The sequence below is a fragment of the Nitrospira sp. T9 genome, assembly GCF_052156535.1.
Lineage (GTDB): Bacteria > Nitrospirota > Nitrospiria > Nitrospirales > UBA8639 > Nitrospira_E.
The window spans coordinates 71,955-97,762 of the sequence record NZ_JBQKUP010000044.1; the positions used below are offsets into that span (position 1 = coordinate 71,955).

At 49.5% G+C, this 25,808-nt stretch carries 23 protein-coding genes; all 23 read left to right on the forward strand.

Annotation, left to right across the window (positions count from 1 at the left end; genetic code table 11):
- Positions 1-9: 9 nt before the first annotated feature.
- The 23 genes from ACTRXD_RS21390 (at position 10) to ACTRXD_RS21500 (ending at position 25,808) form a co-directional block, all read left to right on the forward strand.
- The gene (locus ACTRXD_RS21390; protein ID WP_442433801.1) at positions 10-981 is read left to right on the forward strand and encodes a response regulator; all 972 of its coding nucleotides are present in this window, start codon (positions 10-12) and stop codon (positions 979-981) included.
- A gap of 256 nt (positions 982-1,237) precedes the next feature.
- Entirely contained in the window at positions 1,238-1,534 is a 297-nt protein-coding gene (locus ACTRXD_RS21395) for an STAS domain-containing protein (RefSeq protein WP_442433802.1), read from the forward strand.
- A 454-nt stretch (positions 1,535-1,988) separates the two neighbouring features.
- Positions 1,989-2,729, forward strand: coding sequence for a methyl-accepting chemotaxis protein (locus ACTRXD_RS21400; RefSeq protein ID WP_442434047.1), 741 nt, complete (start codon positions 1,989-1,991; stop codon positions 2,727-2,729).
- A 148-nt stretch (positions 2,730-2,877) separates the two neighbouring features.
- Positions 2,878-3,249 carry a response regulator gene (locus ACTRXD_RS21405; RefSeq protein ID WP_442433803.1) on the forward strand — a complete coding sequence of 124 codons (372 nt, stop codon included), beginning with the start codon at positions 2,878-2,880 and terminating at the stop codon, positions 3,247-3,249.
- A gap of 124 nt (positions 3,250-3,373) precedes the next feature.
- Positions 3,374-3,745 (forward strand): four helix bundle protein, encoded by a 372-nt coding sequence (locus ACTRXD_RS21410; RefSeq protein ID WP_442433804.1) that lies wholly within the window; start codon positions 3,374-3,376, stop codon positions 3,743-3,745.
- On the forward strand, positions 3,745-5,847 hold the full coding sequence (locus ACTRXD_RS21415; RefSeq protein WP_442433805.1) for a chemotaxis protein CheA: 2,103 nt from the start codon (positions 3,745-3,747) through the stop codon (positions 5,845-5,847). The genes ACTRXD_RS21410 and ACTRXD_RS21415 overlap by 1 nt, the downstream gene beginning before the upstream one ends.
- A gap of 136 nt (positions 5,848-5,983) precedes the next feature.
- Positions 5,984-6,526, forward strand: coding sequence for a chemotaxis protein CheW (locus tag ACTRXD_RS21420; protein WP_442433806.1), 543 nt, complete (start codon positions 5,984-5,986; stop codon positions 6,524-6,526).
- An 86-nt stretch (positions 6,527-6,612) separates the two neighbouring features.
- The gene (locus ACTRXD_RS21425; protein ID WP_442433807.1) at positions 6,613-8,841 is read left to right on the forward strand and encodes a methyl-accepting chemotaxis protein; all 2,229 of its coding nucleotides are present in this window, start codon (positions 6,613-6,615) and stop codon (positions 8,839-8,841) included.
- Between the two features lie 41 nt (positions 8,842-8,882).
- Positions 8,883-10,688 (forward strand): methyl-accepting chemotaxis protein, encoded by a 1,806-nt coding sequence (locus ACTRXD_RS21430; RefSeq protein ID WP_442433808.1) that lies wholly within the window; start codon positions 8,883-8,885, stop codon positions 10,686-10,688.
- A gap of 355 nt (positions 10,689-11,043) precedes the next feature.
- Positions 11,044-11,583, forward strand: coding sequence for a c-type heme family protein (locus ACTRXD_RS21435; RefSeq protein WP_442433809.1), 540 nt, complete (start codon positions 11,044-11,046; stop codon positions 11,581-11,583).
- 300 nt (positions 11,584-11,883) lie between these two features.
- On the forward strand, positions 11,884-12,036 hold the full coding sequence (locus ACTRXD_RS21440) for a hypothetical protein (RefSeq protein ID WP_442433810.1): 153 nt from the start codon (positions 11,884-11,886) through the stop codon (positions 12,034-12,036).
- A 376-nt stretch (positions 12,037-12,412) separates the two neighbouring features.
- Positions 12,413-13,252: a CheR family methyltransferase gene (locus tag ACTRXD_RS21445; protein WP_442433811.1), complete on the forward strand. Its 840-nt coding sequence runs from the start codon at positions 12,413-12,415 to the stop codon at positions 13,250-13,252.
- Between the two features lie 79 nt (positions 13,253-13,331).
- Positions 13,332-13,940 carry a chemoreceptor glutamine deamidase CheD gene (locus tag ACTRXD_RS21450; RefSeq protein ID WP_442433812.1) on the forward strand — a complete coding sequence of 203 codons (609 nt, stop codon included), beginning with the start codon at positions 13,332-13,334 and terminating at the stop codon, positions 13,938-13,940.
- 315 nt (positions 13,941-14,255) lie between these two features.
- Positions 14,256-15,323: a protein-glutamate methylesterase/protein-glutamine glutaminase gene (locus tag ACTRXD_RS21455; protein WP_442433813.1), complete on the forward strand. Its 1,068-nt coding sequence runs from the start codon at positions 14,256-14,258 to the stop codon at positions 15,321-15,323.
- Positions 15,324-15,659: 336 nt separating this feature from the next.
- Entirely contained in the window at positions 15,660-16,490 is an 831-nt protein-coding gene (locus ACTRXD_RS21460) for a CheR family methyltransferase (RefSeq protein WP_442433814.1), read from the forward strand.
- A gap of 383 nt (positions 16,491-16,873) precedes the next feature.
- Entirely contained in the window at positions 16,874-17,221 is a 348-nt protein-coding gene (locus tag ACTRXD_RS21465; protein ID WP_442433815.1) for an STAS domain-containing protein, read from the forward strand.
- Between the two features lie 159 nt (positions 17,222-17,380).
- Positions 17,381-17,578, forward strand: coding sequence for a hypothetical protein (locus ACTRXD_RS21470; RefSeq protein ID WP_442433816.1), 198 nt, complete (start codon positions 17,381-17,383; stop codon positions 17,576-17,578).
- Positions 17,575-18,843 (forward strand): HD-GYP domain-containing protein, encoded by a 1,269-nt coding sequence (locus ACTRXD_RS21475; RefSeq protein ID WP_442433817.1) that lies wholly within the window; start codon positions 17,575-17,577, stop codon positions 18,841-18,843. Before ACTRXD_RS21470 ends, ACTRXD_RS21475 begins: the two co-directional genes overlap by 4 nt.
- A 3-nt stretch (positions 18,844-18,846) precedes the next feature.
- The gene (locus ACTRXD_RS21480; RefSeq protein ID WP_442433818.1) at positions 18,847-21,894 is read left to right on the forward strand and encodes an ATP-binding protein; all 3,048 of its coding nucleotides are present in this window, start codon (positions 18,847-18,849) and stop codon (positions 21,892-21,894) included.
- 102 nt (positions 21,895-21,996) lie between these two features.
- Positions 21,997-22,224 carry a helix-turn-helix domain-containing protein gene (locus tag ACTRXD_RS21485; RefSeq protein ID WP_442433819.1) on the forward strand — a complete coding sequence of 76 codons (228 nt, stop codon included), beginning with the start codon at positions 21,997-21,999 and terminating at the stop codon, positions 22,222-22,224.
- 508 nt (positions 22,225-22,732) lie between these two features.
- The gene (locus ACTRXD_RS21490) at positions 22,733-23,134 is read left to right on the forward strand and encodes a chemotaxis response regulator CheY (protein ID WP_442433820.1); all 402 of its coding nucleotides are present in this window, start codon (positions 22,733-22,735) and stop codon (positions 23,132-23,134) included.
- Positions 23,135-23,179: 45 nt separating this feature from the next.
- Complete coding sequence (locus ACTRXD_RS21495; protein ID WP_442433821.1) at positions 23,180-23,821, forward strand: protein phosphatase CheZ; 642 nt, start codon at positions 23,180-23,182, stop codon at positions 23,819-23,821.
- Between the two features lie 82 nt (positions 23,822-23,903).
- On the forward strand, positions 23,904-25,808 hold the full coding sequence (locus ACTRXD_RS21500) for a chemotaxis protein CheA (protein WP_442433822.1): 1,905 nt from the start codon (positions 23,904-23,906) through the stop codon (positions 25,806-25,808).

Consider the following 25,808-nt stretch of genomic DNA (forward strand, 5'->3'; position numbering starts at 1 on the left):
ATGGCATATATGACACACACATCTCCCCGAATCCTATTGGTGGACGACGATGAGTTAAATCTGGATGTTCTTGTCGAATGTCTCAAAGATGAACCCTATGAACTTGTTCAGGCACATAATGGTGAGGAGGCCTTAGCGTATTTACGAGAGGATGGACGGGATTTCCATGCCATGGTGTTAGATCGAATGATGCCGGGTATGAATGGTCTTGATCTTTTGGCGCATCTGAAAGCTGATGAGCTCCTCCAATGGCTTCCGGTTGTGATGCAAACCGCAGCCGGATCTCCGCAAGAAATAGGCGAAGGGATTGAAGCGGGGGTCTTTTTTTATCTCATCAAGCCCTTTGACCAGGGGCTCTTATTGCGGATTGTGAATGCCGCGGTTGAGGAGGGATTGAAATGGAAACGGATATGCCGAAATCTTCACCAACAGTCCCAGATTGTTGAATTATTGCAGCAAGGGCGTTTCCACGTTCGTACCATGGAAGAGGCATATGATCTGGCATTCCTATTGGGGCGAGCTTGTCCCAATTCAGAAAAAGTTGTGTTCGGGTTAAATGAACTGTTGGCCAATGGCGTGGAGCATGGAAATTTGGGAATCGGGTTCGATGAAAAAACAGCCCTCCAGGCAAGTGGAACGTGGGAGAAAGAGATTCAACATCGGGCGGGGTTGCCTGAGCATGTCCATAAGGTGGTGGACGTGTTGTTTGAACGGTGCCTGGATTGCATACGGGTGACCATAACCGACCAGGGTTCCGGATTCGACTGGCGGAAGTATGAACAGATTGATCCGGATCGAATTTTGGAAAGTCACGGAAGGGGTATTGCAATGGCCAAGGCCTTAAGTTTCTCACGAGTCGAATATCGAGGGAAAGGCAATCAGGTTGTGTGTGTCATCAAGAATGACTTGCCGATCGGTGAAGAAGTGGGCTCGCGTTCATCTGAAATCCCTATGGCCGCTTATCAATCGGATCGAGTGTGAGGAGTCATTCGTGAGAAAAACGGTTTCCGGCTCCAACACATTTCCCCTAGTCCCTTGCTCTTCACCTCAGGTTATGGACATCACGATAAAAAAATGAGTCCTTCTCAAGTAAGGTCCATTGGCCTCCGAAAGGTCTCGTTGTCTTCTGTTTATTCCTTGATAGGCCGAAGGGGCCTACTTGGAAATGGAAGCGTCAGACTAGGCCGGATGGGTTGTTGGAATGTCCACGTTTTTTTTCGAAAAATGAGAGGGTAACATGGAAGAATGCCAAGTCACGTCAATGATTCCTGATGAGGCGATTCTCAGGCCACGAGGCGATCTCACCATTTTTGAAGCAGCACAATTTCACGCCGATTTAGTATCCTTGCATCAACAACAAGGGCCTCTTGCAATTGATTTAGGCGGGGTGGACCGTATGGACTCCTCCTGCGTGCAGTTGATGGTCTCAGCGACCCGCTCCGGACGTGTGACCGTGCAGGGGTATTCCAATCGTATTCGTGACAAGTTTGAGCAAATTGGATTTGCACAGTTTCTCCCGACTCAAGAGTCGTAACGCAGAATCGTGAAATAATGCAGTCGATATTCATCGAGATCCAAGAATGAGGTGATGTGTGAATGGTGATTGGATGGTATGGATGGGTGTAGTGGTGGCCGGAGCCGGGATTGGATATGTCTTGGGCGCCAGGAGCAGGCAGATGCGAATTCATCGGTTGGAACAGCAACTGCAGGAAAGCATTCAGGCTCAGCGCCGTTGGTTGGAGAACTGGAAGGCCTTTTGCCAGTGTCTGGCACCGGTGTTTCCGGTCTTTGTGGGACAGATTAAGGCAGTGATTCAAGAAACAGGACAAGCGGCCGACGGACTGATTCAGCGGTTTCAGGCCATTTCACGAAATGCAAGGGAGCAGGTGGAGGAAACCGAAGCGTTGCTACATATGGCAGATGGGCATGGTGGGAAAGATGACTTTACCGTCGATCGTATCCTTCATGACACGCAAAAGACCATAGAAATGTTTGTCAAACAAGTCACACAGACGACCACGGTGACGCTCGCCACGGTGAGTGTGATGGAGCAGGCATTGGAAACCACCTCTCGAATTTCAGAGGTGGTGGAGGAAGTCGAATTCATTGCCGATCAAACACGACTTTTAGCGCTCAATGCGGCGATTGAAGCCGCTCGGGCGGGAGAGCATGGCCGAGGGTTTGCCGTGGTGGCTGACGAAGTGACGAAATTGGCCAATCGGTCTGCGCAGGCCTCAGAGCAAATTCGTACTCTCGCGACGACCGTGAAAGGCACAACCGAATCGGCCATGTCGGAACTCCAGGTGTTGGCGTCATTAGACTTATCGGAAACGGTCGAAGCTCAGAACCAGGTTCTGGAGATGATCAAGATCATGGGTCAAAAAAATGAGACCTTAAAAAAGAGCGTTGGGCACAATTCTGGACGAACCAAAGAACTGGGCAAGGATATCGGCCAAATTGTCATGTCCATGCAATTTCAAGATATTACCCGTCAAAAATTAGAGCATGTGTACCAGCCATTGGAGCGAATTCATGCGCCGATTCAAGCCGTGGCCGACGATACGGACGGTATAGACATGATGCCGAAGGTGCTCGAAGAAATCCGCAATCTCGAGCACACCTACACCATGGAGTCTGAACGCCTCACGATGCAGGCTGCGCGTTCGGGTCAAGGGACGGTGATGGTCGGAACCGGGTCGGATGAAGGAGATAACATCACGTTATTCTGAAGACGTGAAGGGTCCGGCGTGAAGGTGTAGTTCTTCTTCCTACACCTCACTGTTACGGCTTTTTGAAAAATTGGGTGGAGGTCGCAAGTTCAATGCTGATCGTACAGCGTCAACCGAGAAATTCACAGAATCAAAGTGAGGTAAAGCTATGGGCAAGACAGTTTTAGTCGTGGACGATTCCGTCTCGATGCGTCAAATGGTGAGTTTTACGCTGACCGGTTCCGGCTACGAGGTGATCGAGGCTGGGGACGGAAAAGAAGCCGTGGATAAGCTCAATGGAGGGGCGAAGCCCAATTTGGTGATTACGGATCTGAATATGCCGAACATGGATGGGATTTCTCTGATTAAGGCCGTACGGGGCATGGCCGCCCATAAGTTCACCCCGATTCTGATGTTAACCACCGAGTCATCTGATGACAAAAAGAAAGAAGGCCAAAGTGCCGGAGCCACGGGGTGGGTTGTGAAGCCGTTTAATCCAGAACAAATGTTAGCCACGATTAAGAAAGTCCTGCCCGGCTGAGAGGACGTGAGGCGTGAAACGTGAGGCGTCAGGGGATAAGGCGTGACACGGGAGGCGAAAGCTAAAGGGAAATTTGAATAAGCCACATAAAAAATTGGATGTATGGAATTTAGCAATGTAACTTGTGACTGATGGGTACCAAATAACAAAAACTTTTCCTGAACAGGAGAGATATGGTCTTACCAGTCAGATGCGGCGAGCGGCAGTCAGTATTCCTAGTTATATCGCGGAAGGTGCGGCGCGGCAAACCCCAAAAGAGTTTATTCAGTATTTGCATGTTTCTCAGGGATCGTTAAGTGAGCTGGATACTCAACTGGATATTAGCAAACGACTTGGGTGGTTACAGGCAAAGGATGTGAATGAACTTGAAAGTGCGATGAACCGACTAGATAAGATGCTGAGTGGGTTAATCAGGCATCAAAAATCGTCACACCCCTTACGCTTCACGCCTCACGAAAAGATAAATTCTCCGTCCATTCTTAAAGGAGTCGAATAATGGCAGTTGATCTCTCACGATTTCAAGATTCATTTTTTACTGAATCCGCAGAACATGTTGAAACTATCGAGTCCGGTTTATTGGCGTTAGAGCAACGTCCGAACGACCTGGACTTATTGAACCGAATTTTTCGGGGCGCCCATTCGATTAAAGGTAATGCGGGGATGTTTCATTTTACGGCCATTGCCGAGTTGACCCACAAAATGGAAAACATTCTGGATGACCTTCGGAATGAAAAAATGCCCGTGACGCCTCACGTCATCGATGTACTGTTACGGGCATTGGACGGCTTGAAAAGTCTGTTGGACGCGGCGCAAGGGGGTGAGGCGGCAGATGAAACAGCCATTCACGCCTTAGAAGATGAACTGGAGGCCTGTCAGAAGGGACCGATCGCTTCACATGAGGGGTCTTTAGCTGAAACCGGTCCCCAGGGTTCTCCATCTCAAGCCGCCACGTGGCGAAAGGTCCAGATTGATTGGAACGCCTTACCGGAATTATTTCAACGGGGCATGGATCCTGCCCAGATCTTCAAGGAATTGCATGAGTTAGGCATTGTGAAAGTGCTTCATGTGCGAACCGATGGTCTCCCGCCGTTGGACACACTCGATCCAGAACGATGTTATCTCAGTTGGAGGGTGGAATTGGAAACGGATGCCTCTATCGGCCAGATTGAGGAGGTGTTTGCGTTTGTCCGGGATGGCAGCGAATTAGCCATCATCGATTGCGCACCGAAAAAACCGGAACTCTATAAACGGGTGGGGGATATTCTGGTGGAAGAAGGAGTGGTGACTCCGGAGCAAGTCGCCGAAAGCCTGTCCAAGCAAAAGCCTCTTGGCGAAATTCTGGTGGAAGAGAAAAAGGCGTCTCCCCAACAAGTCGATAAGGCGCTTCAGAAACAGCAGCAATTGAAAAAAAATGAAGTGGCGTCTATTCGGGTCGATACGGAAAAAATCGATAAATTGATCAATCTGGTGGGAGAGTTGGTGATTACCCAATCGATGATTACGGATCTGAGTGAGAAGTTCACTCTCGCGCAGCTTCCCGTTCTCCAGGAACGGATCACCCAATTGGAACGCAATACCCGGGAGATCCAGGAACGGGTCATGTCCATTCGGATGATGCCGATCGGCAGTGCATTCCACCGGTTCCCACGGTTAGTTCGGGATCTCGCAGGGAAAAGCGGCAAGCAGATTCAATTGGTCATGTCCGGGGAGGAAACCGAGTTGGATAAAACGCTGATTGAGGCGATTGGCGATCCGCTCACCCATCTGGTTCGCAATTCGGCCGATCATGGGTTGGAGTTACCCGAAGACCGGGTGGCTCAAGGCAAATCGGAGCGAGGGACCATTCGTCTTCATGCGTATCACGATGGCGGGAATATTTGTATTGCCGTGGAGGATGACGGGCGAGGATTGAACCGGGAAAAGATCATTAAGAAAGCCGTCGAAAAGGGGATTATTGCCGATGGGAGCAATATGTCGGATGAAGCCGTATATCAACTGATTTTTCGTCCTGGATTTTCCACGGCGGAGACCATCACCGATGTGTCAGGTCGAGGGGTAGGGATGGATGTGGTGAAGCGAAATATCGAAGGTCTGGGCGGGTCAGTGGACATTCAGAGCACGATGGGCAAGGGTTCCCGTCTCACGCTGAAATTGCCGCTCACGCTGGCCATTATTGACGGGATGACTGTCCGGGTCGGTCAGGATAACTACATTATCCCGCTTATTGCGGTCACCGAATCCATTCGCCCTAAACCCAATGAGTTGCAACGGATCGTGGGGAAAGGCGAGGTGGTCAATCTTCGTGGAGAATGGGTGCCGGTGGTCAAGCTCTATGAGGCCTTTACTCTCACGCCAGACTTTACCGATCCCTCGCAGGCATTGTTGGTGATCGTGGAAACCGATGGTCGGCGATTGGCCGTGCTCGTGGATGAACTGACCGGCCAACAACAAGTGGTCATTAAGAGTTTGGAGCAAAATTTTCGCAAGGTCGAGGCTATTTCCGGAGCCACAATTCTGGGGGACGGGCAAGTGGCTTTGATCTTGGATGTACCGGGATTGGCCAAATTGGCACGGGTTGGCCACATTGCGGCGGCGTGAAACCGTGAGGCGAAGCAGACGGGAGGCGTGAAGAAAAAGACAGCTTTCCCCCTCACGCCTTACGCTTCACGCCTTATGAGGGAAAAGGATGATAAGTATTGAGCCATAAAGATGATGTTCATAACAAAGGAGCCTAATGATGACCACCGCAACAGGTGAACCCACAGAACAACGCTCGATTCGAACGACGTATGCCAGGGACGATCAACAATATCTGACCTTCAATCTGGCGGATGAATATTACGGAGTGGATATTCTGAAAGTGCAGGAGATTAAGGGATACACCACGGTGACCAGGATCCCCAATACCCCGGAATTTCTCAAAGGGGTGCTCAACCTTCGTGGCACAATTGTGCCCATTGTAGATCTTCGCATGAAATTCGGCATGGGGGTGACCGAACCCACGTCGTTCACCGTGGTGGTTGTGGTTAATGTCCGGAATCGTGTGATGGGCTTTCTGGTCGATGCGGTGTCCGATGTGTTGGATATGAATGCCAAGGATATCCAGGCCCCTCCGGACATGGGCACCTCGGTCGATGTCACGTTTATCGCCGGCATCGGTAATGCCCAGGATCGCTTAGTGACCCTGTTGGACATTGATCGGGTTCTCACGGAGGAGGAAGTCATCGTCGTGGAAAAAATTCAAGACGTGGAAGAACAAGCTGAGGTCCATGCCTGACCGGGAACGAAAGGGACCATGGATGGTCCGGCACACCGGCGGCCAACAACAACTTTAAAGAAGTCAGCGAGGATCTTATGAACAGGATGGTGAACACAATTTTCAGTTTGGGAATTACAACCAAGTTGGTGGTGTTGTTCGCCATCTTTGGCATTGTACCGATGGCCGCGGTGGGGTACTTGGGATCTTCGGCTACCGGGGAAATGGAAACCGCTGCCGGTCTGCGTGTGCAAGCCATGGCGGAGACGATCGGGGATAAAATCGACCGGAATTTGTTCGAACGGTATGGGGATCCTCAATCCTTCGGACTCAACAGGATTGTGGGTGAACGCTACCATTGGTATAGCAAGGAGAATAATGCCATTGCGAGTGCAATGAACCAGTACGTTGCGACATCCGGTATTTATTATTTGACGATACTGGTAGACCCGGTTGGAGATGTGATGGCCGTCAACTCCAAGGATGCGAACGGGAATCCGATCGACACCACGGCCATTTATTCCAAGAAATATTCGGACGCCCCGTGGTTTAAGGCGATGGAAGCCAAAGAATTTACCACCAAACAACCCTTTACCGCTCCCGGCAATGATAGGGCGACCGGGACCTTCATTGAGGACGTCCATGTCGATAAAGATGTGAAATCGGTGTATTCGGGAGATGACGGATTAACCTTGGGATTTTCTGCACCGGTGTATGTGGATGGCGATCTGATCGGGTATTGGAGCAACCGGGTCAAGTTTTCTCTGGTGGAAGAAATCGTGCAGACCGCGTATCAAGAGCTGAAAGGGGCCGGATGGGCAGGATCGGAAATTTCACTGCTCGGCGATAAAGGACAGGTTCTTGTGGATTATGATCCTTCCAATCAAGGCACAGAGGACATGACTCATGATTTTGAAAAAACGTTGTTTAAACTCAATCTCGCCGAAGCCGGGGTAGAAAGCGCACAATTCGCCGTTGACGGGAAAACAGGCTATCAATTGGCCCTCCACGACGGGAAGAGCATCTGGCAAATGGGTGGATATACCCATCTGAAAGGTGCCTTGGGCTATCCGGGGATGAATTGGTCGGTCCTGGTTAGAGTTCCTAAAGCCGAAGCTACGGCTGCGGCCATTGCCTTCAATCGAAATTTAACCATGACCGCCATTATTTGTCTGGTTCTGATTTTGGTTGTTGGATTGTGGGTTGGGCGTCGTGGGGCTAAGAGTCTGGTTCACATCAGCGAAGTGGCCCAACGGGCGGCTGACGGAGATTTGAGTCGGCGCGTCACCGTGACATCCAATGATGAATTAGGAAGCATGGGTAAGGCGATGAATGCCATGTTGGATAATTTGGTGAAAGTGGTGTCTGAAGTCCGCCAAGCGGCGGAACATGTCTCCACCGCTTCAGGTGAAATCACCCAGGGCAATGAAGACCTTTCGCAACGCACGTCGGCTCAGGCGGGCGCATTGCAGGAGACCAGCGCGTCGATGGAGCAGATGACGTCCACCATCAAGCAAAATGCGGATAACGCCAAGCAGGCCAATCAATTAGCCGTCGCTGCCCGGGAGGTGGCGGAGAAGGGTGGGGCGGTAACGGACAAGGCCGTGGTGGCTATGGATGAGATTAATAAGAGCAGCAAGAAGATCGCGGATATTATCAACGTGATCGACGAAATCGCCTTCCAAACGAATCTCCTGGCTTTAAATGCCGCTGTGGAAGCAGCACGGGCAGGCGAGCAGGGCCGGGGGTTTGCGGTGGTGGCCTCGGAAGTACGGAATCTGGCACAACGTTCGGCGTCGGCTGCCAAGGAGATCAAGGCTCTGATCAATGAATCGGTGCAAAAGGTAGGTGACGGCAGTGAGTTAGTGAATCGCTCGGGCCAGACGCTGGGCGAGATAGTGAACTCGGTCAAACGGGTGACGGATATTATTTCCGAAATCAGTGCGGCGTCCCAGGAGCAGGCGGCTGGGATTGATCAAGTCAATAAGGCGGTAATGCAGATGGATCAGGGCACGCAGCAGAATGCGGCCTTGGTGGAAGAAGCCACGTCGGCTTCCCAGTCTATGAAGCAGCAGGCAACAGAACTGTTGAGTCAAGTCGCGTTTTTTAAGTTAGAAGAGACAGGGCACCGGCAGTATGCCGGGGGACAACGCGGGTCTGGAGCCACGCCTGCGTTAGCAAGGGGCAAAAAGTCTTCCGCTGTGAGTCAGCCATTACAATCGGTGAAGGCTGTCTCTCCTCCAAAATCAACGACTAAGTCTCAACCGGTTGGCGTGGGCAGCTCGAATGGCCATGATCGCCGTCAACGTGAGAACGATTTTTTTGAAGAGTTCTAGTAAACCAGTCTGATTATTTAACAAGGAAATTAGGAGGTTGCATGGGGAAAGTCTGGAATTCAATAGGCATTGGTCCAAAAGTGGTGATGACTATTATGTTGGTCTTCTCGGGGTTGCTTGCTGCGGGAGCATATTTGCTCGGTCAGCAGTTGCATTCGGATCTTGAACGGGTCTTATCCGATCAGGCGTATATTGTTCAAAAACAAATAGAGGTCACTCGTGCCTATGTGACCAAAGAGTTTGTGGTGAAAGCCAAGGCGGCTGGAATGAATACCGGCGTGGATCATAGTGCGCCCGATACGATTCCCTTTCCGGCCACATTTGCCCGTGAAACCTCCGAGCTCTTAGCTGAGGAAGGGATCTTTAATGCCAGGATCGTGAGTCTCACGCCCTTGAATCCCAAAAATGCTCCGCAAGATACCTTTGAGAAAGAAGCTCTTGTTGCCCTCGCTAGCGGCCAAAAAGAATTTACCAAAAACGATACCGTGAATGGGAAAATGATGTTCCGCCGTGCGACCCCGGATTTGGCGACCGCTCAAGCCTGTATCGGCTGTCATGAGGGAAAAAAAATCGGGGATATGTTAGGAGCGGTATCAGTACAGATTCCCATGGATGGTCCCGCGGCACAATTACAAGGGAATCTCAGCAATATGTATATGGGGATTCTGGCCGTGGGTGTCTTGATGATGGGGCTGTTGTACCTGATGATTGCGAAGTTGGTGGTCCAGCCGATGAAGAGTCTGGAGTCTATGGCCGTGCGAGCTAGGGAAGGAGATCTCACCGGTCGAGCCAGCGTGAATAGTCAGGACGAAATCGGCCGAACCAGTGAGTCGTTTAATATGATGTTTGACCGGGTGAGTGAAGTGATTGCGTCCGTAAAAACAGCAGTGTCCGGTATTACGACGGGAACTTCTGAGATTAATGCTGGTACCTCGGATCTCGCCGGGCGTACCTCGGCACAAGCCGGAGCCTTGGAAGAAACCAGTGCGTCCATGGAAGAGATGACCTCTACCATTAAACAGAATGCGGATAACGCCAAGCAGGCGAACCAATTGGCGGTGGCCGCCCGGGAAGTGGCGGAGAAGGGGGGCGCGGTAACGGACAAAGCTGTAGAGGCCATGGATGAGATTAATAAGAGCAGCAAAAAGATCGCGGATATCATTAATGTGATCGACGAAATCGCGTTTCAAACAAATCTCTTGGCGTTAAACGCCGCCGTGGAAGCCGCACGGGCGGGCGAGCAGGGACGAGGCTTTGCTGTAGTGGCCTCGGAAGTGAGAAATCTGGCGCAACGTTCGGCCACCGCCGCCAAAGAGATTAAGACGCTGATTAACGAATCGGTGCAAAAAGTCGGGGGTGGCAGTGAGTTGGTCAATCGCTCGGGCCAGACGCTGGCCGAGATTGTGAACTCGGTTAAACGGGTAACGGATATTATTTCGGAAATCAGCGCGGCGTCCCAGGAGCAGGCGGCGGGGATTGATCAGGTGAATAAGGCGGTGATGCAGATGGACCAAGGCACACAACAAAATGCGGCCTTAGTGGAACAGGCGACTTCAGCGTCCCAGTCCATGGCGCAACAAGCTGAGGATCTGTTGCGGCAGGTCGAGTTTTTCAAGGTCCAGACTGAGTCCGGGTCTCAACGTTCGGAGATCATGGCGAAAACCCGTGCAGCTGTTCACCCTCAATCGACCGGCGGAACGGGGTCTCATTCTCGTGCGGTCTCCTCTATTACCGGTGCAGCACAGGGAAAGCATTCTCCCAATAAAAGAGAGGTTGCTGTGGGCGTTGGGAGTTCGGCGTCCAACGGGCATAAAAAGTCCGCGGATGATTTTTTTGAAGAATTCTAAGGAACTGTAAAGGGTGAGGCGGAAGGCGAAGAAATTTTCTTCGTCTTCCGTCTTATAAAAATTTTTCCGTCCGCATATAATAATCTTCTCGCTGACGAAGGGTTTCCTTTCTTTCTCCTGATCCTTCCCTTCTATATGTTCATTCTGTCATTTTCTCTTCTTTGGCTTGTGAATCTGGCTTCTGCAAATGGGGCCTCTTCACTTTTCATTTCTCCGACTTGATGCCCTCTCAAGGAGTGGCAGAGTTACTTTCATATTGACTGTTCCTGGTTATGTCGGCTACTCTAGCGTGCCGAATAAGAAGGTTTGATTTGTTCACGCCATGTTTTTCAACACTCACAGGAGGAGGGCTGTTATGAGAAGATGGGCTGCATTCGCAATGATGTTTGTCGTCTTCATGATCGGGCTCGCCTTGATGGTGCCGGTGGGCCAAGCCGCAGACGCTGCCAAGGATTTGGCGGCGAAGTACATCCTGGCAACGGCTAAGGCTGCCAGAACGGTTTACGTCAAAGGTGTGGTGGCCGATGCGAGCAAAGGTGGCATGAAACCTGATGAAGATTGGGTGAAGGATGACCACGGCATGATGCTTCCTGCTCAATTCGTGAAAGAACTAGGAAAGGAAATAAAAGAATTTGATCTGTCCTTGGTGGGAACCGATCCCTTGTATGCGTCCAATGCACCCAAGAGTGCAAAAGAAAAGGAAATGTTAGCGGAATTAGCCAAAGGAAAAGAAAAAGTGATCGTGACGGAAGATGGCGGGGCGACCGTTGGCATGTCCGCCGATTATGCTATTGCGGACAGCTGTGCCGATTGCCATAACAAACATCCTAAGACGACCAAAAAAGATTGGAAGAAGGGTGACTTTATGGGAGCCATTGTTGTCAGACTGAAATAATTTCATTTTAAGACTAATCGTCTTGAGCAAAGGCGGGGAGGGTTTCACAACCTTCCTCGCCTTTTTTTATTCCCCCTGGGTTTCCTTTTTTGAAAAAGTATCTCCGGACCTTCAATTCGGTCATAGGTGTACCGATAAGACGAGGTGGAAGCGAAAAAAGGAAGTAGTCAGGCTGAAGGATGAGGGGTAAAGCGAATCGTCTATCCTTTCACGCCTCATGAGGTCATATTTTCCTTAGGTTCCTTACCGATTGTTTCCACTTCATTAAGCTCCTTGAACGGAAATCCTCCAGCAGAAAATATGGCCATTGAAAGTCTTTTATGGAAGTTGGTTCCGGTCGGAGTGACCACGGCCTATGGTCTATTGCTATTTGGAATCCGTGCCGCCAAGCGACATGATGTGACCGAACACAGGAATTTGATGATGGTTGCCTGCGGTCAGGTAGGTCTTTGACTAGTGGCGTATGTCACCAAGCAATGGCTTGTCGGGCGTGATGGGTTTGGCTGAGCCTTCGAGCAATATTGGTCTCTGTTTATGCCGGTTCTCTTTTTGTGTTCCGGCCTCACGATTATCACCATAGAATTGGGACACATGAATGTGGTGGTTGGACTCCGGAAGCTTCGATATGAAACGTGAGTGAGAGCGATGGTGGGAGGAGTTTCTCACCATTGTCGCTTAGGGCATAGAAAAAGTAGGGGGTAAGGATTGAGGGGGCAGGCAAAAGGCGAAGTTCTGATTGTTCACTTTTTAATTCTGACTGTTCATTCTTTGCTCTTCGCTGCTCGCTTCCCCACTGGTGGCTTTGGTGTTATTGCCCATAAAGGACAAGATGATGACCGCAATGTTGACCGACAAGGAATTTGAACTGTTTAAGCATCTGATTTATCAGCAGGTTGGTATCAAACTTGATGAGCCAAAAAAAACCCTCTTAGTGTCTCGTTTGGGAAAACGGCTTCGGGATCTTCACCTTTCCTCCTATCAAGCTTACTACGACTGCGTAAGCGGGAAAGGCGGGGAAGAGGAGTTGATCAAATTGCTGGATCTGGTGTCGACGAATAAGACGGAGTTTTATCGGGAGCCGGTGCACTTTGATTTTCTTCGAGACCAGGTTCTTCCAGAGGTGCAATCGTCCAAGACCTTGAGGATTTGGTCTTCTGCGTCATCTTCCGGGGAGGAACCCTATACGATTGCCATGACCTTGTCTGATGCGATTGCCGATATCAATCGATGGGACATCAAAATTCTCGCCTCGGATATTTCTACGCGTATGTTGGCAAAGGCCTCTTCGGCTATCTATGAGGAAGAGCGGGTCAGTCAACTTCCCAATGATCTGGTGAAACGACATTTTCTCCGAGGAAAAGGTCCGCAGTCGGGAAAACTGCAGGTGCGCCCTCAGGTCGCACGTCTTGTGGCCTTTCGACGGATAAACTTAATGGACCCGACATTTCCCATACGCAGTCAACTGGATGTGATTTTTTGTCGGAATGTCATGATTTATTTCGATCGTCCCACCCAAGCTAAGCTCATGGAGAAATTTTTCCGGTATCTCCGGCCTGGGGGGTATTTATTTATCGGACATTCAGAAAGTTTGCAATGGATCGACCATCAATTTACGTATCTCCGCCCAACCATTTATCAAAAACCGGTCGGCGTGAATAGTAAGGCGTGAGTGGAGTGAGACGTGGAGAAGAAAACCATCATCCCGTTTCTCCTGCTCCTGACGGTGTACTCCTTAAGGTAAGGAAATTATGTCATCAACAGGATTGATGGAATTTGGACATATTCGCCGCATGCAGGATACCCGCTTTCCTTATGAAGTGGCCGTCATTCTCCCTGGTGAATATTTTGTGAGCCAGGAGCCCAAAGTCATCTATACAGTGTTGGGTTCCTGTATCTCAGTGTGTTTGAGAGATCCACTGGCCGGCGTGGGAGGGATGAATCATTTCATGTTAGCGGCTCCTTCCAATACTGAAGGACACGATAATTGGGCGGATTCAGGACGATACGGCAGTTTTGCCATGGAAATGCTGATGAACGATATTTTCAAGCGAGGCGGGAAAAAGGAGCGACTCGAAGCGAAGGTCTTTGGCGGTGGGAAAATTTATGATGGCACCATTGATATTGGGGCCCAAAATGCCGTCTGGGCTCTCGCCTTTTTGGAACAGGAGGGGCTGTCGCCTATCAAGGCGGATATCGGAGATGTCTGTCCCCGGAAGGTATATTATTTTACCGATTCGGGAAAAGTGCTCATGAAAAAACTCGACCGTATCGTGGCCAGTGAGATTGCGAAGGAGGAGGGGCAGTATCGGAAGAAGCTTCAACATGCTCCGGTGCAATCGGACGTCACGCTATTTTGAGGAAAAAGTAAGACGTTACGGGTGAAGTCTCAGTCGGGAATGCGGTAAGGGGAAAAGCGTAAGGCGTGAAGAGGAAAGACACCCTTCGTCAAATCCGCAGGGGTTTTGCGGGTATCCATTCAAAAATGGCTAATGGCTTCCCGTGGAGACCTGTCGGGCATGACGAAGGATGTGCAAAGAAAAGGGCTTTTCACAGTAAGGAGTCCAGACAGGGGATAAGAGAGCTTAGGGACCAAAAGGCTGCAGGTGGTTTTTTCTAACTTCTGACTTTTCACTCCTTTAGTAGGGAATAATTTTGTCACAGAAGGGAACCGTATGAATGAGAAAAAAATACGCGTGTTGATTGTAGATGACTCGGCGTTAATTCGAAATGTCATGACGGAAATTTTAGCGCAGGATCCTGAAATTGAGGTGGTTGGAACGGCTCCTGACCCCTACGCCGCCAGGGATAAGATGAAGGCTCTGAATCCTGATGTGCTGACATTAGATGTGGAAATGCCAAAAATGGATGGGCTCACCTTTTTGCAGAAAATTATGGCCGCGCGGCCGATGCCGGTGGTGATGGTGAGTTCGTTAACTGAACAAGGAGCCGCGACGACGCTACAGGCTTTGGAAGCCGGTGCTGTGGATTTTGTGACGAAGCCCACAGTGGATATTCAGCACGGGCTCTCGGACTTAGCTCATCAAATTATCAGCAAAGTGAAGATCGCCGCCCTCGCCAGCGTGAAAAAACGAACTCCACCTGCTGACTGTACTGAACGGATTAAAGCCCTGGCTGCCCAATCCGCGATGATTAAAACCACTGACACGATTATAACCATTGGTGCGTCAACGGGTGGGACCGAAGCACTACGGGAATTATTGGAAGTGCTGCCACCGAATACTCCACCCATCATTATGACGCAGCATATGCCGGAGCAATTTACGAAATCGTTTGCGAACCGGCTGAATGACCTATGCCAGATTCACGTGAAAGAAGCTCAGGAAGGTGACAGCGTCCTGCCCGGACAGGCCTTGCTGGCGCCGGGTAATTATCATATGGAACTTCGCCGAAGCGGTGCCCGTTATTATGTCTCTCTCAATCAAGCGCCACCGGTCAACCGATTTCGTCCTTCGGTAGATGTCATGTTTCGATCAGTCGCGCGGTTTGCCGGGGGGAATAGTCTTGGGGTGATTCTGACCGGAATGGGGAATGACGGAGCTGCCGGTATGTTGGAAATGAAACAGGCCGGAGCCTTTAACTTTGCCCAGGATGAAGCATCCTGTGTCGTGTTTGGGATGCCAAAAGAGGCCATCAAGGCTGGAGGAGTCGACAAAATTCTTCCTCTACACGACATCCCTGCGGCCATGCTGGCTCATTTGAAAATGCTGGTTCCGCATTAGATGGAGCCTCCCGGGTAGGTAAGGTCACGAGACATGGACACAATTGCCTTTTTAATGGTCCTTGTGATTCTCCTGTCATCGTGAGGCGGAACTTTTTCATTGTACAATTTGCCATGGGGAGGTCGTTGAGGTTTTCCCTATACTTGTGAGCCCTCATCTTATTCCTCTTTTTTGGACTTGGTTGAATTTCCATAGAGGCCAAGTTGCCTCTGTGTTGCATTTTTCCTTCAGGTCTGGGAGATGTGCATTCCGGTGTATGGGCTTTAATCGAGGAGCGTACCTTGAACGTGCGTATTCATTCGTTTCCTTATTAGCCGAATTACCAGTAGAAGCATAGTGGTCCCAGAAATAACCTTTGAAGATGTTGCGTATATCCGGACCTTGGTCCGGGCGAAGGCAGCCATGATTTTAGAGCAGGAGAAAATCTATTTAGTGCAATCACGGCTTGAGCCGTTTGCCAGACAGGAAGGCTTTAAATCAATAGCAGATCTGGTTTCTCACCTCCGACAGACTTCCTATGGCCCATTACACAAGCGGGTTGTGGAGGCCATGACCATCAACGAAACAAGTTTTTTTCGGGACCTCATTCTATTTCAAGCACTAAAAGACCGGCTCCTGCCGGAAGTGATTCAAACAAATAGGGATGCCAAGCGTGTACATATTTGGTGCGGGGCCAGTTCCAGCGGACAGGAACCCTATTCAATTCTCTTGACGATTTTGCACCATTTTCCGGAACTGACGTCCTGGCACATTCGTTTGATTGCCACTGAGTTTTCCCAGGAAATGGTCAGACGTGGTCAGGAAGGGCGATATGGACCCTTCGAAGTCAAACGGGGTCTTTCTCAGCCTATGCTGAATACTTATTTTTCACGGCAAGGGATGGAGTGGCAGATTCGTGATGATGTGCGGGACAGGATCGAGTTTCATGAGATGAACCTGGCTGGTCTGTGGCTGGTTTTTCCGCCAATGGATCTGGTGTTCATGCGGAATGTCATGATGTATTTCGATATGGAGACCCGGAAAGATATTCTTCGACGTATTCGAGGCATTCTCGCCCCTCATGGGTATTTGATTCTCGGAGCTACGGAAACGACGTTGGCCGTGGATGATCATTTTGAGCGTGTTCCGGTGAATGGTACATCAGTGTACCGAGTAAAGAAGGATTAGTGGGGGGTGTGGTTTTTTATGGATGGATCGGTTCAGATTGTGCCAGTTGATAGGCGTAACCTTTCAATACGTTAAATTGTTATCCCTCGATAGAATCGGACAGTCGCATTCGACTTCCCCAGCACGAACGGATCTCTTACTCATGACCGCTTTACTCTGTGTGGTTCTGAGAATAAATTGTGGAGGGGTTAGAGAAAACTATGGCGGCATAATGCCAATCAAGCGCCAATCGCAGTTTTCTTCACTGTTATGGAGTTAATCCATCTGACGGTAAAGTGATTATGCAGGAGTGATTAATTCTTTGCGAATCCTCACCGATAAATTGAGTTGGATGATCACAGGATCGTCAAGGAGGGTTCTTGGCATACACCATGGAGGAGTATATGAATGTTACACAGGAAAAGAGTGAAAATGTCGTGGTCGTGCATCTGTCGGGACGGTTTGATTTTGGCGTAAGAAAAATTTTTAAAGACAGCTTAGGAGAGGCAATGAAAGAAGAGTTGCCGATTGTCTTAAATTTTGGAGAGGTATCGTTTGTGGATAGTTCCGCATTGGGTATTTTGGTCATTGCCCATCAAACTCTTAAAAGTAAAAAAATCCCCCTTAGTCTCGTGAATCCCCAACCTTATGTTCGCCAGGTTTTAGATTTAGCCAATGTTGCCAAAATGATCCCCATTTATCAGACAATTGGTGAAGTTCCTCAAATGACGGTTGTGTCATCGGAGGTATAATCCTCATTTTCCTTTTTCTGGCCTGAATTATCTCCCTCACCAATTGAACCTTGATAAAGATCATGAAACGAAAGGGAAGAGCGTGAGTAGTAAAGGTAAGGGTAAAGGTAAGGGTAAAGGTAAAGGTAAAGGTAAAGGTAAGGGCAAGGCGTGAACCCAATGACAACAGTTTTCCACCATCCCCGCCGGTGGGTAGCGGGAATCCATCGGGAAAAGCGAAGATGGATTCTTGATAAACAATGTCGGGAATGCCGGCGTCTGTCGGAAGACGTAGGGGGGAGGTGGGCGATTCGGCTGACCTTTCATGCTTCAACCATTCCAGGAATTGCCTTTCCTGCGGAGCGTCCTCATCTATGACGACTCGAAAACGTCTTGTCTGTTCAGAGATATGTGCAGGCATGTATTTGGTTCGAATTCTCGATTCCTGGTGGAAGTCGCCGTTCTTTCGTCACCGCCGACTGCTTTCTTCCCGCGATGTGCAGCAATTGCTCCAGTCCGGCATTCATGAAGTCGAAATTGATACTGCCAAGGGGCTTGATGTCCCGACCGATACCCAATCCTTTCCGCTCCAGGACACCCTTGAGTGTCATTCGGACTCAAAGACGCCTTTCGATCAGCATGAATCATCCGGTCATGAGTCCTTGTCATGCTCTCTAGAAAGAAGGGATGGACTGGAAGATGACCATCAAGAACGGTTAATACGGTTGCGTGGGGATACGATTGCGGCCTTGGAAGACATGTTCGAAGGCGTCAAAACCGGTCAGGCCATTCCCCATGTCGCCATGCAGGAGACGGCCAGGGTCTTTGTGGAAAAAGCCTTAGCCCACCCTACCGTGCTCGCCGAGATTATGCTTATTGAGCATCTTGAACAGTTTGATCCCACCCTTTACTCGCATGTTGTTGATACAGCCTTGTTGTCGATTCTCGTTGGTCTCCAACTCAAGTGGGAGGTGAAGCAACTTGAAGAGATTGCCGTTGCCGCGTTATTACATGATGTCGGCTATATGCGGCTGCCTCTCAACCTGGTTCAGTCACGATGGGGGAGCATTGGGATTGATTATTCGTTGTTACAGCAACATGTCGATATGGGAGTGGCGCTGATTAATAAACATTCGGAATTTTCACAGGACATCGTTTATATGGTGCAGGAGCATCATGCCTATCTAGATGGCTCAGGGTATTCCACCATTTTAGGGGGGAAGCCGGTCTCCGATTCTGGAATTTTATTGGGACTCACCGATTATGTTGATGAGTTGCTCGCTGTGGGGAATGCCGGTGGGTCATTTCCTGTGGCCTTAGCGATTCGGCGAGTCTACCAAGAAGCACAAAAGGGGAAGTTCCCGACGCGATTTGTCGAAGCCATGATTCGTGTGTTGGGAGTGTATCCTGTCGGCACTGTTGTTCAACTTTCCACGGGTGAGGATGCCGTGGTGGTGAAGCAGAATCCTGAGATGAGCGTGAGACCGCAAGTGAAAATTTTCAGGACATGCACCGGCGAGATTCTCAAGAACCCCGAGGTGAGAAATTTAGGGACTCATTCAGAATTAAAGTATGAAGTGAGGATTACGAAAGTGCTTGATTCTGCAGGTCCTTCTATTAACCTTCGCGAAATTTTCTCCTAACTCATGTGGTGTAATCCTCTCTTGTTCCAGACCCTTTGGGATGGTTTGATGGTCGGAGTCTGTCTGGTTGATCGGGATGGTCAACTCACCCATATGAATTTAGCCGGCTCCCGGCTGTTAGGGTGGGGAGCCGCTTGTCCCACGAATGTTTCGTGTCATGATCTTTTGGAATGTCTGGTCCCCTGTGACGAAGCCGGCACGGCCATCTGCCCGTTGTCAGGCTTACTGCTTGAAAAAAAGATGCTTTGGGTTCCGCGAACCCGTTTGCGAAGGCGTCAGGGGACATGGTGTTGGGTGGAATTGAAGGGCCTTGTGGTCGATGACGTGGAGGCTTCTGGATTCCTGTTGATGTTTCGAGATCTCAGTTCAGAAATGAAATTGACCGAAGAAACCCGCCGATTAGCGTCCATTCCAAAGGAAAATCCATTTCCGGTGATTGAAGTCGACTCGGCAGGTCAACTGCTGTATGCCAATCCCGCCATGGTTCGCCTGATGGAGGAAGCCCATATTGGTCAGGACGGTTTTTCCACGGCCCTGCCGGATCGGTTTTTAGAGTTGGCTAAGCGTTGTTTGTCCCAAAAACATCTGGAGATGCATTACGAAGTGAGTGTTGGGGAGAGACAGTATTCGTGGACATTCGCTCCCCATGCCGACTTGGGTTTACTTCGGGGGTATGGCATGGATATCACGGAACCCAAGCGAGCCGCAGAGGAATTGTCCGCCTTTGCGGATACCTTGGAAGCGAAAAATCATGAATTGGATCGGGCATTAATGAAGGCTGAATCTGCTACCCGAGCCAAGGCAGCGTTCCTGGCTGTGATGAGTCATGAAATTCGCACTCCCTTAAACGGAGTGATTGGTATGGCGGAGGTCTTGCTTGCGTCCTCTCTCAATCACGAGCAACAGGAATGTGTCAACATTATCCGTATGTCCGGTGAGGGGTTGCTGACCATCATTAACGATATTTTAGACTTTTCAAAGCTTGAGTCTGGTCAATTGGCCCTGGAAAATATTGGGTTCAATTTGACGTCCTTATTTGAAGAGGTCGTTGATTTGTTTTCAGAGCGGGCTTATCGAAAGGGTCTGGATTTGGCTGCCTATGTCGACCCTGATGTGCCCTCCCAGCTGTTTGGCGATCCTCATCGTTTACGACAAATTCTTTGTAATTATCTTTCCAATGCTCTCAAGTTTACGATGGAGGGATCGGTCCTTCTGCGTGGTTCGCTGCTTCATCCATTGAGTGCCGAGTGTGATGATTCCCTGGGTGGGGTTGATCAACCTTCCGGTGATCCCGACGTACAGAATCGGTTGTGGATTCACTTATCTGTACAAGACACTGGCCTTGGTATGTCAGAAGAGGTGCAGGAAAAAATTTTTCACGTGTTCACCCAGGCGGATAGTTCCATGAGTCGAAAATTTGGAGGGTCCGGTTTGGGGTTAGCGATTTGCAAGCAATTAGCGGAGCTGATGCACGGGACCGTCGGGGTGAAGAGTCAACCAAATCAGGGATCAACATTTTGGGTTGACATCCCCTGTGGGGCATCATGGACACCTCATTTTCCTAGTACGGAGGGCATATCGGTTGCGGGGAAGGAGGTCTGGGTGATCGGCCCCCAGGAATCGTCAGGGTGGGTGATGGCGAAACTTCTTCATGAAGTTCGTGTCAAGGTCGTGTCGATCCCCAGCATTCAGGAGGCGATTACCTTATACGAAAGTGTCCACGGATCGGACGGTCTCGTCGTGGGAGTTATTCTGAGTAATCTACTGGAGAAAGCGGCAGTTCATGATTGGTTTGAACGATTGCGATCCTCTTCGCTGTTTCAGGACGTTAAAGTTTTGGGTATGAAGCCATTTTGGCATCGCAAGGTTGATGAAGAAACCAGTGTGAAGTTTGACGGGATGATCACGCTTCCCTTGCACCGTAAGCAATTTTTTTACTGCGTATTCGGCCAAACCGACCATCCCGGATTGTCAGATTTACCGAGAGTGACTGAGCCACATCCCGTTGAAATAGTGCAGAGACCGGTTAAGGTTCCCGAGCAGCCCCTGCTCAATAAGCAGGCCGGACCTTCGGTGCTGGTTGTGGAAGATAATCCGGTGAATCAACGGGTCGCAGCCGGCATGTTGGGAAAACTCGGATGTCAGGTGATCATCGTGGACACGGGAGTTCAAGCTTTGACTTTGTTGAAAGAGTTAGTGGTGGATTGCATTATAATGGACTGGGAACTTCCCGACATGGATGGGTTGGTCATTACGCAGCGGATTCGGGAATTGGAGCATGCTGGAGCATTGGTTTATACCGCTGCGTATTGGCATCGCCATCATGGTTCGGGTTCGCCTCCGGTACTCCATATTCCGATTGTTGGGATGACGGCTCATGTGCTTTCTGAGCATGGGCAAAAATGCCTGGAGAACGGTATGGATGATTGTCTTTTTAAGCCGGTTCATTTACGAGATTTTGAGCGAATACTCCGGCGATGGGTAGGGTTTCCTCCCAATAGCTTGGATTCATCCTCCTCTAAGACACATGCTGCCGAACGGGCAGGGATTCATTCGGTTGCCACCAAACAGTCCGGAACTGCTCACCAGGAGAGAACCTCTCCTCAGTACCCAGCAAGCAGAGAAGGTTATAACATCTCTGCCGCGTTGCAAGTCCTGGAGGGGGATGAAGAATTGCTGTATTCCTTGTTCCACATTTTCAATGCCACAGCCCCTGACCTACTTAAAGGGATGCATCAAACCATTCATATGCAGAATCGTCAAGAGCTTCAAAGGCTTGCTCATCAGATGAAAGGGGCGCTGAGTGCGTTGCACGCCATGCATGAAGAGAAAGAAGCGGAACAAATCGAACTCACGGCAGTCACGGCAGGATTTTCGCATCTGAATTCGACGGTGATCAGACTAGATCGGATGGTCAAACGGTTGATCGGTAAATTCGAACGCCTGATTGCCCTTCAAGGAGAAAAGTTTGGGCGTTCCTTTGAACCCATTTCTCTCGGGAAAGGAGGTACACAGAATGACCATGGCACAAAGGCTGAAATAAATGGGTGAGGTGAACACAATTTCCAACTATCCGGGAAGAAGTCTCAAGTTTCCACATGATCAGTCCGATACCACAAACATTACAGACCAAACTCTAATGAGGGTGCCACAATGAAAGATTTGCTGACCTTAAGTGAAGTCTCGACATTTTTGAAAGTTCCAAAGTCGACCATTTACAAGCTAGCGAGAGAACGTCGGCTCCCAGGGCATAAAGTTGGAAAACACTGGCGTTTTGTTCGGGAGGAAATTGAATCCTGGGTTCAAAATGCCGGTGGAGATTCGGTGATGGTTGGTGCTGGGGCTCAACAGGGGGTTCGGGACCGCTTTAGTTTGAACTAACTTCTCGCTGAAGGCCTTTGACTCTCTCGCGGGAGGAAAGGCCGGGAGCCACAGAAATGACCTGCTCATATTCTGGGGGCAAGATGCCCCGGAATGAGCAAGGCCATTTTTTGATAGGCATTGAAACTCTCAACTCATTAAATTTTGGCTCTCTCCTCTTCCCACTAAAATTCATTCTCTCCTTCCCAACATTTCTGTCTAATTGTACTTGTTCCTATGTCGTCAGTTGTGTTGGGTATTTTCTGAATCCCGGCATCACGAATTATTAAAAAAAAGTATGAGGTCGAACCGACCTTGGGAGAAGGTTTACATTCTTTTAAATTATGAACATGGACCGACCTGTGAATTTCCAGAGACGGCTAAAGATCACAGAGAAGTTAACCGAATTTCGAATATGCCACGTTATGATCATCACAATATGCACGTGTACCGTTAAAGAAAAAATTTCATTGGTTGGAAAACCCGAAATTGCCTGGGATTCTATGCCCCAAGGCGTAAGGAGCGCATCATGATCGATACCGGGATGAAAGTGTTGGTGGTAGACGATATGTCTACCATGCGTCGAATTGTTAAAAACGTGTTGCGTCAAATCGGTTTTACGGACATCGTGGAAGCTGAAAACGGGCAGGATGCCTTGACGAAATTGAAGGCCGGCGGCTTTGGGTTGGTAGTGTCGGATTGGAATATGCCCGTGATGCAGGGTATTGAGCTTTTGCGGGCGGTTCGTGCCGATGCAGAATTAAAAGCGCTCCCGTTTTTGATGGTCACGGCTGAAGCACAAAAGGAAAATTTAATCGAGGCAGTCCAAGCAGGGGTCAGCAACTATGTCGTTAAGCCGTTTACCGCAGAGGTCTTACAAGGAAAATTGGAAAAAATATTTGGCAATGTTCAGCCGACAAAAACGTCATAACTGGGAAGGACATCCTCCGAATATAAACATATAAAGGAGAATCTTATGCTCGTGGATCGGATGATTGAGGCCGATGTACCAGGCGATGAAGAAATATCCGACGAGGGCCTGGATGAGAAGCGTTCGATTAAAGCGGAAATGGAGGAATTAGCCAAGTATGTTGAAGTGATTACCCAAACAATCCGGGAAATGGAATCTCCGGTGACTTCCACTTCGGATCAACTGCCTCAAGCTACATCACATTTACATGATCTTGCCAAGATGACGGAAGACGGAACGCATAAGGTTCTCAGTTTGACAGAAGAACTGGAACGAAACCGGGAGGCGGTTCAACATCATTTGGAACAATTACGGGCTAATGTGGCCGGGAGGGCGGTTAAGGATCTTGATGCAATTTTAGCTTTGGTGAAGTCGGATGAAGGACGACTGTTAAATATTCATGTGGCACTGTCTTTCCAGGATCTCGTGGCCCAACGCGTAGCAAAGCTCGTGACGATTTTAAATGAAATTCAACATAAATTGTTAAAGTTGGTGGTCATTTTTGGAATTCAGCAAACGAAAGGTGGAGCCGGTTCATCGAGTGAAGGACGGGGGTATGAAATGCTGCGCCAGTTGGAATCATCCAAAACAACAGCCCTGCAACAAGATCTGGTAGATAGCATCATGTCCGAATACGGAATGTCCTAATGTTTATGCACAAATACTCAGCGTAACGTCTCAGGGTGTTCCATGGCTTGAAAAAAGTCTAGGAACTGAGAGCAGGTGATCGATGAATGACGAAATGAAAGAAATCCTCAACGACTTTTTGGCGGAAAGTTCTGAAATGCTGGAAGCCCTGGACCAACATTTCGTAAAGTTGGAAACGGAGCCTTCCAACACCGAACTGCTTAACGAGATTTTCCGGTGTATGCACAGTATGAAAGGATCCGCCGGCTTTTTGGGGTTTACCCATTTGGTGGAAGTGGCGCATCAAGCTGAGAGTTTGTTGAACAAGTTGCGACAGGGTGAGATGACGGTTTCTCCCTTCATAATCGATATCATTTTGGAAGCTGTGGATGCCGTGAAAATGCTCCAAACCGATATTCGGGAGACCGGAGGAGATTCCCATGTCGAGACCCAGGGCATTGTAAATAAATTGGCGTTAACAATGGATAGCGCCGACGATCTGATGCTGTCTGTCTCTCCTTCCAAAAAGGCAGGAATGGACACGATCCCTTACGCTTCTTCTCCACCTCCGGCAGAGATGACGGCGTCTTCTTTGCCTGAGGCCCCTGATACTTCTTCCTTGTCTTCTCCTTATGAGGATCCGCTCCTTGAGGGACCGGTAGGGGGTGAAGGGGTACCGGAGCCTGAGGCCGTTACTGATGGTCCCGTTGGATTGTCGGATGTATTACATAAAATGAAAGAAGCCACGACCCGAACCGTCCAGGCCGCTAGTGCTCCGGGATCCAAGCTATCGGGCGGTAAAGAAGAAGATCAGACCGTTCGAGTTGAAACCAAACGCTTAGACCATGTCATGAATCTGGTGGGAGAATTGGTATTGAATCGAAACCGTCTCATGAAACTGGGGAATGGCCTGGAAGAGCAAGATGAGATCAATCCCGCTCTCCGGGAATTAAATATGACGTTGGCGCAACTCAATCTGGTGACCTCTGATTTGCAATTGGCGGTGATGAAAACACGTATGGTTCCCATTCGAAAGGTGTTTTCACGATTCCCCAGGTTGGTCCGAGATTTGGCCGGTAAGCTAGGGAAGCAAGTGCGATTGGAATTAGTGGGAGAAGATACCGAAGTCGATAAGTCCGTGGCCGACGAATTAAGTGATCCATTGGTCCATTTGGTGAGAAATTCGATGGACCATGGCTTGGAATCGGCAGCCGACCGGAAACAACACGGCAAAAGCCCTGAAGGGTATGTGCGGTTGTCCGCCCAGCAGGAAGGTAACAGCATTGTGATTCGGATTGAGGATAATGGTCGCGGATTACAAGTTGAGAAAATTGCTGCAAAAGCCCTCGAAAAAGGTCTGGTGGCTCAATCCGAACTGGATTCTATGAGTCCTCGGGAAATTATGAATTTAATTTTTCTTCCAGGGTTTAGTACGGCGGACCAGGTGAGCGATGTGTCAGGTCGTGGCGTGGGCATGGATGTGGTGCGAACCAATATTAGCCGAATGAATGGCAGTTTGGAGTTAGATTCCGATCCGGGTCAAGGGAGTCGCGTGACGATCAAGCTTCCGCTGACCGTGGCTATTATTCAAGCCCTCATGGTAGAGGTGGAATGTGCCACATTTGCTATCCCGCTGGCTTCCGTGGTCGAGGCCGTCAAAGTCACCAAAGATGAAATTAAAAGTATCAATCGACAGGCGGTGTTGAACCTCCGTGAACGCATTCTACCGCTGCTGGATCTGGGAGAAACCTTTCATATTCCTAGGGACCGGACTGAAGAGGAATGCTATGTGGTAGTCGTAAAGATCGGGGAGCAACAGTTTGGAGTTGTGGTGAATCGATTGCGGGCACAAGAGGAGGTTGTGATTAAATCGTTGGGAGAATTTTTGGCAAACGTGAAGTGCGTGGCGGGAGCAACCATAACCGGGGATGGCAAAGTGGTGTTGATTCTGGATATGGCCGATTTAGTGCGGGAAGTGCAGGCGTCAACGTATACCGGTATGCGCTAA

Bases quoted from the DNA above. Each gene is read 5' to 3' on its own strand.
- ACTRXD_RS21450 (WP_442433812.1), top strand. From the start codon at position 13,332: ATGTCATCAACAGGATTGATGGAATTTGGACATATTCGCCGCATGCAG.
- ACTRXD_RS21470 (WP_442433816.1), top strand. From the start codon at position 17,381: ATGACAACAGTTTTCCACCATCCCCGCCGGTGGGTAGCGGGAATCCAT.
- ACTRXD_RS21430 (WP_442433808.1), top strand. From the start codon at position 8,883: ATGGGGAAAGTCTGGAATTCAATAGGCATTGGTCCAAAAGTGGTGATG.
- ACTRXD_RS21445 (WP_442433811.1), top strand. From the start codon at position 12,413: ATGATGACCGCAATGTTGACCGACAAGGAATTTGAACTGTTTAAGCAT.
- ACTRXD_RS21465 (WP_442433815.1), top strand. From the start codon at position 16,874: ATGAATGTTACACAGGAAAAGAGTGAAAATGTCGTGGTCGTGCATCTG.
- ACTRXD_RS21405 (WP_442433803.1), top strand. From the start codon at position 2,878: ATGGGCAAGACAGTTTTAGTCGTGGACGATTCCGTCTCGATGCGTCAA.
- ACTRXD_RS21440 (WP_442433810.1), top strand. From the start codon at position 11,884: ATGGCCATTGAAAGTCTTTTATGGAAGTTGGTTCCGGTCGGAGTGACC.
- ACTRXD_RS21425 (WP_442433807.1), top strand. From the start codon at position 6,613: ATGGTGAACACAATTTTCAGTTTGGGAATTACAACCAAGTTGGTGGTG.
- ACTRXD_RS21480 (WP_442433818.1), top strand. From the start codon at position 18,847: ATGTGGTGTAATCCTCTCTTGTTCCAGACCCTTTGGGATGGTTTGATG.
- ACTRXD_RS21390 (WP_442433801.1), top strand. From the start codon at position 10: ATGACACACACATCTCCCCGAATCCTATTGGTGGACGACGATGAGTTA.
- ACTRXD_RS21495 (WP_442433821.1), top strand. From the start codon at position 23,180: ATGCTCGTGGATCGGATGATTGAGGCCGATGTACCAGGCGATGAAGAA.
- ACTRXD_RS21500 (WP_442433822.1), top strand. From the start codon at position 23,904: ATGAATGACGAAATGAAAGAAATCCTCAACGACTTTTTGGCGGAAAGT.
- ACTRXD_RS21485 (WP_442433819.1), top strand. From the start codon at position 21,997: ATGAAAGATTTGCTGACCTTAAGTGAAGTCTCGACATTTTTGAAAGTT.
- ACTRXD_RS21400 (WP_442434047.1), top strand. From the start codon at position 1,989: ATGTTTGTCAAACAAGTCACACAGACGACCACGGTGACGCTCGCCACG.
- ACTRXD_RS21490 (WP_442433820.1), top strand. From the start codon at position 22,733: ATGATCGATACCGGGATGAAAGTGTTGGTGGTAGACGATATGTCTACC.
- ACTRXD_RS21435 (WP_442433809.1), top strand. From the start codon at position 11,044: ATGAGAAGATGGGCTGCATTCGCAATGATGTTTGTCGTCTTCATGATC.
- ACTRXD_RS21420 (WP_442433806.1), top strand. From the start codon at position 5,984: ATGATGACCACCGCAACAGGTGAACCCACAGAACAACGCTCGATTCGA.
- ACTRXD_RS21415 (WP_442433805.1), top strand. From the start codon at position 3,745: ATGGCAGTTGATCTCTCACGATTTCAAGATTCATTTTTTACTGAATCC.
- ACTRXD_RS21395 (WP_442433802.1), top strand. From the start codon at position 1,238: ATGGAAGAATGCCAAGTCACGTCAATGATTCCTGATGAGGCGATTCTC.
- ACTRXD_RS21475 (WP_442433817.1), top strand. From the start codon at position 17,575: ATGACGACTCGAAAACGTCTTGTCTGTTCAGAGATATGTGCAGGCATG.
- ACTRXD_RS21455 (WP_442433813.1), top strand. From the start codon at position 14,256: ATGAATGAGAAAAAAATACGCGTGTTGATTGTAGATGACTCGGCGTTA.